Genomic DNA, 11,642 nt, shown 5'->3' with positions numbered 1-11,642 from the left:
CGCGGGCCGCGCCCGCCCCGCCCCCCGCCCCCCCCCCCCCCCCCCCCCCCCCCCCCCCCCCCCCCCCCCCCCGCCCCGCCGCCCCCCCCCCCCCCCCCGCCCCGGGCCCCCCCCCCCCCCCCCCGGGACCGCTGGCAAAGCCGGCAAGAGACAATCAAGCGAGGATCGCCATGGCCGAACGAATCATCGAACTGCGCGACATCAGCAAATCCTACGGTCAGGTCTATGCGCTGGGCGGGGTCAATCTCAGCGTCGACCGCGGCGAGGTGGTCGGCCTGATCGGCGACAATGGCGCCGGCAAGTCGACGCTGATCAAGATACTGTCGGGCGTGGTCAAACCGACCAGCGGCGAAATCCTGGTGCGCGGCAAGCCGGTGACCGGATGGAGTGCGGCACGCTCGCGCGATGCCGGTATCGAGACGGTGTTCCAGGACCGAGCGCTGGCCGTCCAGCAGACGATCGTGCGCAACATCTTCATGGGCCGCGAACTCACCGGTTTCATGGGCTTTCTCAGGGTCAACAAGGAGATCGAGGAGGCGAGCCGGCTGATGCGCGAGATCGGCTTCACCTCGAAAGTGTTCACGCCGCATTCGATCGTTGGCCAGCTGTCCGGCGGCGAGCGCCAGGGCGTGGCGATCGCGCGCGCCATCTACAAACAGGCGGAGCTGATCATCCTTGACGAGCCGACGACGGCGCTGTCGCTGACCGAGACCGCCAAGGTCTTCCATTTCGTGCGCCAGGTGCGGGCGAGCGGCCGCTCGATCCTGTTCATCGGCCATAACATCCACCATGTCTTCGACATTGCCGACCGCTTCGTGGTGATGGACCGCGGCAAGGTGGCGCTGACCGCCGATCGGAGCGAGGTCAAATCGGCCGAAGACCTCATCAACTTCATGGAAGACGTGGCACACCCGGGCGGATTGGCCGGACTGCACGATGCCGGCGACGCGGAGCAGAGAGCACGATGAGCAAGACCATGGAACCTGATCTGCACGAACCGGCGGCCGGCATTTCTCGCCCCAGTCCCCAGAAGGAGTGGAAGCACCCATCCGATCACTGGATGCGGGGGTTCATCCTCGACAACCGCGCTTCGCTTGGCACGCTCGGCGTGTTCATCATCATGATGGCGGTGTTCATGGTCGCCAACCCGACTGTCTTCACCACCTGGTATCTCTACCGTTCAGTGCTGACGACGCTGCCGGTGGCGCTGTTCGTGGTCGTGCCGCTGGTCTTCGTCGTCACTTGCGGCGAGATCGACCTGTCGTTTCCGGCGACGATGGGTTTTGCTTCCTGGGTCTTCGCGCTGGTCGTGCAGGCCGGCTACGATCCGTTCCTCGGTATCATTGCGGCGCTGATCACCGGCTTGCTGCTTGGTTTCCTCGTCGGTTCGCTGGTGGTCTATGGCGGGCTGTCGTCGCTGATCGCCACGCTTGGCATGAATTTCCTGCTGCGCGGCCTGATCCAGATCATCAACGAAGGCAAGTCGATGGCGCTGACCAGCCTTGCCGACAGCTGGGCCTACACGATCTTCTCCGGCGAGCTCATGGGCATTCCGGTGCAGATATTCTGGGCCATCGCCTTTGTCGTGCTGTCGGCGATGCTCTACAACCGCCATCGCTTTGGGGCGCAGGTGAGAGTGGTCGGCGACAACCCCGACAGCGCCCAGCAGATGGGCATCGACGTCAAGCGCGTGCGGGTGAAAGTGTTCGTCTTCGTCGGCATCGGAGCGGCGATCGCGGGAACCTTCTCAGTGATGATCAACTTCACCTGGTGGCCGACAGCCGGCGACGGCTATCTGCTGCCGGTGCTGGCATCGGTGTTCGTCGGCGGCACGCCGACCTGGGGCGGCATCGGCACCGTGGTTGGCGGCGCGATCGGCGCGGTCACCGTGTCGTTCATACAGACCGGCGTCGTCGCGGCGGGCCTGAGCGGCTTTTATGTCCAGTTCTTCAACGGGCTGATCATCATCCTGTCGCTGCTGGGGCATAAGTGGAACCAGGCGCGGTATAGGTGAGGGGCTGTTTCGTTGGCGGACAGCAAGCCTGACGATTGGCGCAGACGCGCATCATTTCGTCATCCTCGGGTCTCCGCGACGTCGCTTCGCTCCTGCTCCGCCCGTGGATGACGAAGATGGGGGCTTCCGCCAGAGAATGGTAGGACGATGGGGCAAGCGGACGCTCACACCGCCGCGACGAACCCGTCCAGCACGCGTTTCTGGCCGGCCTTGTCGAAGTCGATGGTCAGCTTGTTGCCTTCGATAGCGGAAATGTTGCCGTTGCCGAATTTCTGGTGGAAGACGCGGTCGCCGACACTGAAGGCGGACGGCTTGTCGGCGACGGACTTGGCTGCCAGCTCGCCGTCGATGGTGCGGCCCTTGACCGAGGTGCGGCCAGCGCCGTAGCCGGAGTCCGTTTCGCCATAGCCGATGCGTTCGACCTGATGGCCGGAGCGCGAGCCCCAGTTGCGATCGGTCGCCTCGGTGCGGTTGGCCTGCGCGCGCTGCCAGCCCGGCGTCGCATAGGTGTTGGAGAAGGCGCCGGATTTTTCGGTGTCGGCGCCGACATTGTCGAAGCGCGAGGCGCCATAGGGGTTTTGTCTTCCCGCGCCTTGGCCGCCGCGGCCGGAGGCAAAAGAACCGCCGCCATAGGAATTGCCATAGCCGCCATAGGAGTTGCCGCTTTCGGCGACCTCGACATGGGCTTCCGGCAGTTCGTCGAGGAAGCGCGATGGGATCGTCGATTGCCACAGGCCGTGGATACGGCGGTTGGAGACGAACCACAGATGCAGGTTCTTCTTGGCGCGGGTCAGGCCGACATAGGCAAGGCGGCGCTCTTCCTCCAGCCCCGAGCGGCCGCCTTCATCGAGCGCGCGCTGGTGCGGGAACAGGCCTTCCTCCCAGCCGGGCAGGAACACGGTCTCGAATTCGAGGCCCTTGGCCGAATGCAGCGTCATGATGTTGACGGCATCAAGCTCGGCATTCTGCTCGGCGTCCATGACCAGCGCGACATGCTCGAGGAAGGAGCGTAGCGATTCGTACTCCTCCATCGAGCGGATCAGTTCCTTCAGGTTCTCCAGCCGGCCGGGCGCTTCGACCGAGCGGTCGTTCTTCCACATATCGGTGTAGCCGCTCTCTTCGAGAATGGTCTCGGCGAGTTCGGTGTGCGGCGTGGTTTCCAGCGCCTTCTGCCAGCGCTCGAAATTGGCGGCCACTTCGCGCAATGCCGCGCGCGGCTTCGGCTTCAACTCGTCGCTTTCGGCGAGTTTTGCCGCGGCTTCCAGCATCGGGATGCGCAGCGCGCGAGCGGTGTCGTGGATCTGCCGGATAGTGGCTTCGCCCAGGCCGCGCTTCGGCACGTTGACGATGCGCTCGAAGGCGAGGTCGTCGGCGCCTTGCGCCACCACGCGGAAGAAGGCCAGCGCATCGCGGATTTCCATGCGCTCGTAGAAGCGCGGGCCGCCGATGACGCGGTAGTTGAGACCGAGCGTGACGAAGCGGTCCTCGAACTCGCGCATCTGGAATGAGGCGCGGACCAGGATCGCCATGTCGTTGAGATTGTGCTTTTGGCGCTGGTAGGCCTCGATGGTCTCGCCGACGGCGCGGGCTTCCTCCTCGGAATCCCAGGCGGCATGGACATGCACCTTGCCGTCCTCCGGCTCGTCGCGGTCGGTGAACAGCGTCTTGCCGAAGCGGCCCTCATTGTGGGCGATGAGGTGGGAGGCCGCGCCCAGTATGTGCGCGGTCGAGCGGTAGTTGCGCTCCAGCCGGATGATGGTGGCGCCGGGGAAATCCTTGTCGAAGCGCAGGATGTTGTCGACCTCGGCCCCGCGCCAGCCATAGATGGATTGGTCGTCGTCGCCGACGCAGCAGATGTTTACGGTGGCGCTGCGCTGATATCCCTCCCCCTTGAGGGGAGGGTGGCCGGGCGAAGCCCGGTCGGGTGGGGTCCTCGCGGCAGTGCTCGACGTTCTGGAGGTGCCTTCTGCGGCGACCCCCTCCGCCCGCTTCGCGGGCACCTCCCCCTCGAGGGGGGAGGACTGCGGCCGCTGCGCCAAAAGCCGCAGCCACATGTACTGGGCAGTGTTGGTGTCCTGATACTCGTCGACGAGGATGTATTTGAAGCGCTTGTGATATTCCTTCAGCACATCCGGATTGGCGCGGAAGATGCGGATCGGGTGGCACAGAAGGTCGCCGAAATCGCAGGCGTTCAGCGTCTGCAGCCGCGCCTGATAGGCCTTGTAGAGTTCGCGGCCCTTGCCGTTGGCGAAGGCGCGGGCGTCGCCCTCGGCGATGTCGGCCGGGCCTTGCCCCTTGTTCTTCCAGCCGTCGATCATCTGGGCGAATTGCTTGGCCGGCCAGCGCTTGTCATCGAGGCCCTCGGCCTGGATCAATTGCTTGATCAGCCGCACCACATCGTCGGTGTCGAGGATGGTGAAGTCGGATCTCAATCCGGCGAGTTCCGCATGGCGGCGCAGCAGCTTGACGCCAATCGAGTGGAAGGTGCCGAGCCAGGGCATGCCCTCGACATTGCCTTCGCCGATCAGGACGCCGATGCGGATCTTCATCTCGCGGGCGGCCTTGTTGGTGAAGGTCACCGCCAGGATCTGCGAGGGGAAGGCCTTGCCGGTGGCAAGGATGTGAGCGATGCGGGTGGTCAAGACGCGGGTCTTGCCGGTGCCGGCCCCGGCCAGCACCAGAACCGGACCTTCGGTGGTTTCCACAGCCAGCCGCTGTTCCGGGTTGAGCCCTTTCAGGTAGTCGGGCGCATTGTTGTGACCGCTGCGGGCAGCCATGGCGCGCGCGGCAATGCCCGACGGGGCCGAAGGCCGCGCATTGGGTTCGTCGAAAAAAGGCATGTCTTCGGAAAAGCCGGACATTGCCCCGAATGTAGTGATTCGGGAGCGAAAGACCAGAAGTGTCTACGTTTTGTTCCGGTAAAGTGCCTGATATCGCTGTTCAGGCCTCGCGGTAACCGAGAGCGACGAAAAATCGATGTCCGAACGAGCGCGCCTCGTCGGTTATCACGGTGCCGACACTGCTGGAAAACCCTGATGCAGGCAAGATGGATTTCTACCTCGGCGTGTGCTCCGCGCTTGACAGGCGCGGCGGGCAGGAGAAAGTGGGCCCAGGGCAGGAAGGTAACGCCGGTTGCCCAGGGCCGCGTGTGAGAGCGCGCAACAGTCGAAGGAGTATCATCTTGGCTGTCACCATCACCTCCCTCATTCTCCTGCTCATCGGCCTGGCGCTCGGCGGCGGCGGCATCTGGTTGGCGTCGATGGGCGGCAGCTGGTATTACATCATAGTCGGCCTCGCATTCCTGATCACAGCCTGGCTGCTTTACCGGCGCAGGTCCACCGCGCTGTGGCTTTACGCGGCGATCGTGCTCTGTACGCTTGCCTGGGCCGTCTGGGAGACCGGGTTCGATTGGTGGGAACTTGGGCCCCGCGGCGGCATCATCGTGCTGGTGGCGCTTTGGCTGCTGACGCCGCGGGCGAGACGGGGCCTTGCCGGTCCCGATGCGCGCGCGCCGCTCATTCTTGCCGTACTGGCATCGCTTGCCGTCGCCGGCTACTCGATGACGGCAGATCCGAAGGACATTGCCGGCGAACTCGGCACCGACAGGGTGATCGCCAACGCCAATCTCGGCAATGATGTGCCGGCCGGCGAGTGGCACTATTACGGACGCACGCAGTTCGGCCAGCGCTATTCGCCGCTCGACCAGATCACGCCGGACAATGTCGCCAAGCTGCAGCCCGCGTGGACCTACCGCACCGGCGACGTCAAGGGACCGGACGATGTCGGCGAGACCACCTATCAGGTGACGCCGCTGAAGATCGGCGACACGCTCTACATCTGCACGCCACACAATTTCGCCATCGCCATCGATGCCGCGAGCGGCAAAGAGAAATGGCGCTACGATCCCAAGATCAAGCTCGACAAGGACCGCCAGCACCAAACCTGCCGCGGCGTGTCCTATTATGCCGATGCGGCCATCGCCGCCGGCCAGCCATGTGCTGCCCGCGTCTACCTGCCGACCTCGGACGCCAGGCTGATAGCGCTCGATGCCGCCAACGGGCAGGTCTGCCCCGCCTTCGCCGAGGGCGGCACGCTGAATCTCTTGGCCAACATGCCCTATCCGAAGTCGGGCTATTATTACTCGACCTCGGCGCCGCTGATATCAGGCGGCAAGATCATCGTCGGCGGCGCGGTCAACGACAATTATTCGACGCAGGAGCCGTCCGGCGTCATCCGCGCCTACGATGCTGCCACCGGCAAGCTGCTGTGGAACTGGGATTCCGGCAATCCGGACCAGACGACGCCGCTGGCGCCCGGCCAGACCTACACTGCCAACTCGCCCAACATGTGGTCGACGCCGAGCGCCGACGAGAAGCTCGGCCTGCTCTATGTGCCGCTTGGCAACCAGACGCCGGACCAGCTCGGTGCCGGGCGCAGCGCCAATGTCGAGAAGTTTTCGTCGTCGATCACCGCGCTCGACCTCAACACCGGGCAGTTGCGCTGGGTGCGGCAGACCGTGCACCACGATCTCTGGGATATGGACGTGCCGGCGCAGCCGAGCCTGATCGACATCACAAAGGCAGACGGGACGGTGGTGCCGGCGCTGGTCGGGCCGACCAAGCAGGGCGACCTCTATGTGCTCGACCGGCGCACCGGCGAGCCGGTGATCGCGGTCAAGGAAGCGCCAGCACCCGGCGGCGCCATCGAGGGCGACCATACGTCGCCGACGCAGCCGGTATCGGATCTTACCTTCAATCCGAAGCCGCTCACCGGCGCCGACATGTGGGGCCTCACCATGTTTGACCAATTGGCCTGCCGGATCGAATTCCAGGGCCTGCGCTATGAGGGCCGCTACACGCCGCCTTCGGTCCAGGGCTCGCTGATCTATCCCGGCAATTTCGGCACTTTCAACTGGGGTGGCGTCGCTGTCGACCCGGTGCGGCAGGTGATGTTCGGCATGCCGACCTACCTGGCGTTCAAGTCGCAGCTTATCCCGCGCGACCAGGTGCCGCCGCCGGACGAGGGTCGCGGCAGCGAGCAGGGATTGAACCGCAACGAGGGCGCGCCCTATGCGGTGGTGATGGGGCCATTCCTGTCGCCGCTCGGCATTCCTTGCCAGGCGCCGCCCTGGGGCTATGTCGCCGGCGTCGATCTCAGGACCGGCGCCATCGCCTACAAGCACCGCAACGGCACCGTCTACGACATGACGCCGCTGCCGCTGCCGCTGAAGGTCGGCGTGCCTGGCATCGGCGGGCCGATGATCACCGCCGGCGGCGTCGCTTTCCTGGGCGCCGCGGTCGACGATTATCTGCGCGCCTATGACCTGACATCGGGCAAGCAGCTGTGGCAGGCGCGGCTGCCGGCCGGCGGGCAATCGACGCCGATGACCTACACGGTGGCCGACGGTCGCCAGTTCGTGGTCATCGTCGCCGGCGGCCACGGCTCGGTCGGCACCAAGCCGGGAGACTATGTGATGGCCTACGCGGTGCCGAAGTGAGGGTGGCGCAACCTGTGACCTAGCCGAGCCCCAGATGGCTTTTCAGGCTGGGCACCGAGCCGAGCACCTTGTTGGTGAGATCAGGGCCGGCAGCGGCTTCGGCCTGCTGGACCAGCGTTTCGCCGGCCTTCTGGATCTGAGCCAAATCGAGCCCGGATGCCTTGAGCGCGGCGAGACCGTTGACCAGCGCGCCGGCTTTCTCACCGAGAACACCGCCAAGCGCGCCTTGCAACGACGACAGGAACCCGCCACCACCGCCGGCCGGAGGGGCGGCCATGACATCATACTGGTGGGCGAGGTCGTCGGCGCCGGGGATCTTGGCGAAAAACGCCGAGGCGCTGGTGCCGTCCGCCTCATGTTCGAGTACCGAGAAGATGGTGCCGACGACCTTCTCCGTCGTCGCCTGGTCGAGGCCCGCTTTCTGCGAGACGGTGTTGACGATATCCTGGACGTTCATGGTCTCACCTCAACCTTGGGTTTTCGCGTTTGTAGAGCGGTTCCGGTCACGGCGGACGCAGACCAAAGATCGTCTGCCCGCATCCACAGCCGCCGAGAGTAGTGCCGGAGCCGTAGCGGCGGCAAGGACGATCGTGCTGGCGAGGATCAGGTGAGGCATGGTCATTGCTCGCTCCTTTCGGGTCGGGACGCGTGAAGGCATGCCGGTCAAGGTGCCATCGATAGCGGACAGCTTCTTTCACTATTGTGGCAGCGCCAGCAGGATTATCGCCGATGGCCAAGAAGTGATGACATGGACGCCCGCGGCGCCAGCCTTGCCGGCCTCACCTGCGCGACCGCGAGTATGCGCTCGACTGGATCATGCCGGCTCGGTCCCTATGTAGCTCAGGTATCGAAGCTCGAAGCCGAGGAGTGCACCATGACGAAATCAGCTGCCCCGACACCCGCCATCACCCAGGCGATGATCGATGCCTATGACGAGTACACGCATCTGACACTCGACCGCCGCCGCTTCATGGAGCAACTGACCCGGCTTGCCGGATCAGGCGCGGCGGCTGCGGCGATCGCGCCGCTTCTGGCGGCGAATTCCGCCCAGGCGGCAATCGTTGCCGACAACGATCCGCGGGTGAAGGGTGAGGACATCAGCTATCCCGGCAGCAGCGGCGAGATGAAGGGCTATCTGGTCAAGCCGGCGGATCAGGCGGGCAAGCTCGGCACGGTCATCGTCGTGCATGAGAACAGGGGACTCAACCCGCATATCCGCGACGTGGCGCGACGCGTGGCGCTGGAAGGGTTCGTGGCGCTGGCGCCGGATTTTCTGTCGCCGCTCGGCGGCACTCCGGCCGATGAGGACAAGGCGCGCGACATGTTCACCAAGCTAGATTCGGCGCAGACCATTGCCGATGGTGTGGCGACCGTCGCTTTCCTCAAGAGCGACAAGGACGGCAACGGCAAGGTCGGTGCCGTCGGCTTCTGCTGGGGTGGCGGCACGGTCAACATGCTCGCCGTCAACGCACCAGATCTCAATGCCGCCGTCGCCTATTACGGCTTGCAGCCGAACGCCGCCGATGTGTCGAAGATCAAGGCGGCCTTGCTGCTGCACTATGGCGGACTGGACGAGCGCATCAATGCCGGCATCGATGCCTTCAAGAAGGCGCTCGACGCCGCGCATGTAGAATACACGGTCTATGTCTATGAAGGCGCCAACCATGCCTTCAACAACGACACCTCGGCCGCCCGCTACGACAAGAAAGCGGCCGATCTCGCCTGGGGACGCACGATCGCCTTCCTGAAGGAGAAGCTGGCGTAGCTCTCAGCGAGCCGGTTTGTGGAAGGCGACGCCGGCGACCACCAGCGCAATGCCGAGGCAATCGGTGAGGCTTGGAATCTGGCGCAGCACGATGACGCCGATCAGCGTCGCGGTGACCGGCAGCAGCGACAGCATCAGCGCGAAGCTGGCGCGCGGCAGCCGCGACATGGCGAGTTGGTCGCAGATGTAAGGAATGACGGAGGAGCAGATGCCGACGCCGATGGCGGCGAGCAGCAGCGGCCGTGAGAAAAAGGCCGGCAGTGCATCTCTGAAGCCGATCGGCAGCACGATGATGAAAGCGATCGCCATGGCCGCACCAAGGCTGGCGATGCCGCCGCCCGCGCCTGAAGCGGCGATGCGGTGCCCGAGCACGATGTAGACGACAAACAGAGTACCGTTGAGGAAGGCCCAGAACAGTCCAAGGGGATCACTTGACCACTTGACGTCGATGAGCAGCAAGGTGCCGGTGACGGCAATGACAAGGGCGGCGAGATTGCGCGGGGTCCTGAGCCCGATCACCGCGACACCGATGGTGCCGACGAATTCGATCGCCGCCACCAGCGAGATCGGCAAGCGGTCGAGCGCCAGGTAGAACGAACAGTTCATCACCGCCAGACAGGCGCCGAAGGCCAGCAACAGCAGCCCGCTCGAGCGATCGGCGCGCGCGAAGGTTCGCCATGGACGGGTCAATGGCGCGAAGATTAGCGCGGCGGTTGCGATGCGCAGCCAGGCCATGCCAAGCACGCCGACATGCGGGAAAAGCAGCACGGCAAATGCCGGCCCGAGATAATGGAAGACGGCGCTGACGCCGAACCAGACATGCGGCGGCAGTGTTGTCGCCAGCCTGCCGAAGGGAAGGCCGGCAACAGCCGGGTCTGCCGCAGGAGCTTGCGTCTGATCATCCATCGGATCAGTATCGCAGGCGGTTTTGCCTGTTCATATGGGTGATGATTGGCTTTTCCGGCCGGTATCCTCACGGAAGCAAGGATTTTTCCATGAAACGCCTTCGGATTGAAAGCGCCGACCTCGATGCCGCGGATATGAAAATCCTGCGCTTGCTGGAAAAGGACGCGCGCATCAGCACGGCGGAGCTTGCGCGCTCGGTCGGCCTGTCGGCGCCGAGCGTGGCCGAGCGCATCAAGCGGTTGCAGGAGAGCGGGGTCATCGAGGCCTATTCGGTCAGGATCAACCCTGCGGCACTCGGCCTGCCGGTGTCGGCGTGGCTGCGCATCCGTCCGGTACCGGGGCAACTGGCTGTCGTGGCCGAGATCATCCGCGATCTGCCTGAGATCGCACAATGCGACCGGGTGACCGGCGAAGATTGTTTCATCGCGCTGGCGCATGTCGGCTCGGTGGCCGAACTCGAGCGTGTGATCGACCGCATCATCCCTTACGCGATGACCAATACGGCGATCATCCAGTCGTCGCCGGTGGTGGCGCGCTCACCGCTGGCAGCGGTGAAGCATACGGTTTGAGCGAGCAGGAACGTTTATGCGTGGCCGCGCTTCAGGCGGGCGCGCTTCAGGATGGTGCGCCAGCGGATCATGTCGAACGGGATCGGCTCGTTGTTGTTGGCAATATGGAAGATCTCGTTGTCGACATTCTTGAGCGAGCGCCAGAAATCATAGTCGGTGATGCGCGGATCGGCAGCCAGCTTGTCCACTTCGACCTTGATGTCGGTTTTCATGCACTTTCCTCGAACCGGCTTCGCCGCGCCGCCCGCATCGCAACCCAATGCGATCGTTTTCAACCGCTCCGCTGAGTCGTTCAACGGCGCAATTGGCTTGTTCCCGTTAAAACCTCGGTAAGGTTAACGCGGGCACCGAGCGGCTTCAAGCGGACTTGCGGCGAATCCCGATTGAACGGCCGGCGCGCTCCGGCATCGGCAGTGCCGAATGGGCGGCGCGCATGGCTTCGACCTTGGCAAGCACATCGGCTGGGAAGGGCGCGACCTTCGGCCCCGACATGTCGACATGCAGGGACAGCGTCTCGGAGGTTGCGGCGAGCCAGCCGTCGACGTGGCGGATTTCCTGGTAGGCCCGCAGCCGCTTGTCGTCATGGTCGAGGAGTTGGAAGGAGACCGTGACCTTGTGCTCGAGATGCAGCTCCTGCACGTAGCAGACATGGACTTCGGCTGTGTAGATGGTGAGCCGCCGCTGGCTCACGTAATCCAGCCCCATGCCGATCGCCTCGAAGGCGTTGTCCGAGCAGCGGTCGAACAGCACGTTGTAATAGGCCATGTTGAGATGGCCGTTGTAGTCGATCCAGTCCTTCTCGATGTCCATGGGTTTGGAGACGAAGGGGGCGGGGATGGGCATCGAAACTTCCTTGTTCTGGTGCTGGACAGAGCGTGGCCGGTGAGTGTC

10 protein-coding genes are annotated in these 11,642 nt (G+C 64.5%); 5 read left to right on the top strand and 5 right to left on the bottom strand.

Going from position 1 to position 11,642, the window contains the following annotated elements; translation table 11 throughout:
• The first annotated feature begins 170 nt into the window (after window positions 1-170).
• Window positions 171-968, top strand: coding sequence for an ATP-binding cassette domain-containing protein (locus tag NKJ89_RS13685; protein ID WP_352603071.1), 798 nt, complete (start codon window positions 171-173; stop codon window positions 966-968).
• Complete coding sequence (locus NKJ89_RS13680; protein ID WP_352603069.1) at window positions 965-2,014, top strand: ABC transporter permease; 1,050 nt, start codon at window positions 965-967, stop codon at window positions 2,012-2,014. The genes NKJ89_RS13685 and NKJ89_RS13680 overlap by 4 nt, the downstream gene beginning before the upstream one ends.
• A gap of 164 nt (window positions 2,015-2,178) precedes the next feature.
• On the opposite strand, the gene NKJ89_RS13675 is transcribed toward NKJ89_RS13680, so the two are convergent.
• On the bottom strand, window positions 2,179-4,875 hold the full coding sequence (locus NKJ89_RS13675) for an ATP-dependent helicase (protein WP_352603067.1): 2,697 nt from the start codon (window positions 4,873-4,875) through the stop codon (window positions 2,179-2,181).
• Window positions 4,876-5,195: 320 nt separating this feature from the next.
• On the opposite strand from NKJ89_RS13675, the gene NKJ89_RS13670 reads away from it, so the two are divergent.
• Entirely contained in the window at window positions 5,196-7,511 is a 2,316-nt protein-coding gene (locus tag NKJ89_RS13670) for a glucose/quinate/shikimate family membrane-bound PQQ-dependent dehydrogenase (RefSeq protein WP_352603065.1), read from the top strand.
• Between the two features lie 19 nt (window positions 7,512-7,530).
• On the opposite strand, the gene NKJ89_RS13665 is transcribed toward NKJ89_RS13670, so the two are convergent.
• Window positions 7,531-7,968, bottom strand: a complete 438-nt coding sequence (locus tag NKJ89_RS13665; protein ID WP_352603063.1) for a hypothetical protein — start codon at window positions 7,966-7,968, stop codon at window positions 7,531-7,533.
• Between the two features lie 417 nt (window positions 7,969-8,385).
• On the opposite strand from NKJ89_RS13665, the gene NKJ89_RS13660 reads away from it, so the two are divergent.
• On the top strand, window positions 8,386-9,276 hold the full coding sequence (locus NKJ89_RS13660; RefSeq protein WP_352603082.1) for a dienelactone hydrolase family protein: 891 nt from the start codon (window positions 8,386-8,388) through the stop codon (window positions 9,274-9,276).
• Between the two features lie 3 nt (window positions 9,277-9,279).
• Here the strand turns inward: NKJ89_RS13660 and NKJ89_RS13655 are convergent, their stop codons facing one another.
• A complete protein-coding gene (locus tag NKJ89_RS13655) occupies window positions 9,280-10,182 on the bottom strand; it encodes an EamA family transporter (protein WP_352603061.1) in 903 nt (300 codons plus the stop codon).
• A gap of 89 nt (window positions 10,183-10,271) precedes the next feature.
• Here NKJ89_RS13655 and NKJ89_RS13650 point away from each other — a divergent pair, with 89 nt between their 5' ends.
• A complete protein-coding gene (locus NKJ89_RS13650) occupies window positions 10,272-10,751 on the top strand; it encodes an Lrp/AsnC family transcriptional regulator (protein ID WP_352603059.1) in 480 nt (159 codons plus the stop codon).
• A gap of 14 nt (window positions 10,752-10,765) precedes the next feature.
• Here NKJ89_RS13650 and NKJ89_RS13645 read toward each other — a convergent pair whose 3' ends face one another.
• Together NKJ89_RS13645 and NKJ89_RS13640 are read right to left on the bottom strand one after the other, a co-directional pair.
• The gene (locus NKJ89_RS13645; protein WP_023757051.1) at window positions 10,766-10,963 is read right to left on the bottom strand and encodes a hypothetical protein; all 198 of its coding nucleotides are present in this window, start codon (window positions 10,961-10,963) and stop codon (window positions 10,766-10,768) included.
• Window positions 10,964-11,108: 145 nt separating this feature from the next.
• Window positions 11,109-11,594, bottom strand: a complete 486-nt coding sequence (locus NKJ89_RS13640; protein ID WP_352603057.1) for a thioesterase family protein — start codon at window positions 11,592-11,594, stop codon at window positions 11,109-11,111.
• Window positions 11,595-11,642: the final 48 nt, after the last annotated feature.

Source organism: Mesorhizobium sp. M0047, assembly GCF_040323315.1.
Taxonomy (GTDB): Bacteria; Pseudomonadota; Alphaproteobacteria; order Rhizobiales; family Rhizobiaceae; genus Mesorhizobium.
The sequence above is the reverse complement of the archived record's forward strand: the minus strand, read 5'-3'. Positions and strand labels throughout refer to the sequence as shown.

Bases quoted from the DNA above. Each gene is read 5' to 3' on its own strand.
- NKJ89_RS13675 (WP_352603067.1), bottom strand. From the start codon at position 4,875: ATGTCCGGCTTTTCCGAAGACATGCCTTTTTTCGACGAACCCAATGCG.
- NKJ89_RS13685 (WP_352603071.1), top strand. From the start codon at position 171: ATGGCCGAACGAATCATCGAACTGCGCGACATCAGCAAATCCTACGGT.
- NKJ89_RS13665 (WP_352603063.1), bottom strand. From the start codon at position 7,968: ATGAACGTCCAGGATATCGTCAACACCGTCTCGCAGAAAGCGGGCCTC.
- NKJ89_RS13680 (WP_352603069.1), top strand. From the start codon at position 965: ATGAGCAAGACCATGGAACCTGATCTGCACGAACCGGCGGCCGGCATT.
- NKJ89_RS13640 (WP_352603057.1), bottom strand. From the start codon at position 11,594: ATGCCCATCCCCGCCCCCTTCGTCTCCAAACCCATGGACATCGAGAAG.
- NKJ89_RS13655 (WP_352603061.1), bottom strand. From the start codon at position 10,182: ATGGATGATCAGACGCAAGCTCCTGCGGCAGACCCGGCTGTTGCCGGC.
- NKJ89_RS13645 (WP_023757051.1), bottom strand. From the start codon at position 10,963: ATGAAAACCGACATCAAGGTCGAAGTGGACAAGCTGGCTGCCGATCCG.
- NKJ89_RS13650 (WP_352603059.1), top strand. From the start codon at position 10,272: ATGAAACGCCTTCGGATTGAAAGCGCCGACCTCGATGCCGCGGATATG.
- NKJ89_RS13660 (WP_352603082.1), top strand. From the start codon at position 8,386: ATGACGAAATCAGCTGCCCCGACACCCGCCATCACCCAGGCGATGATC.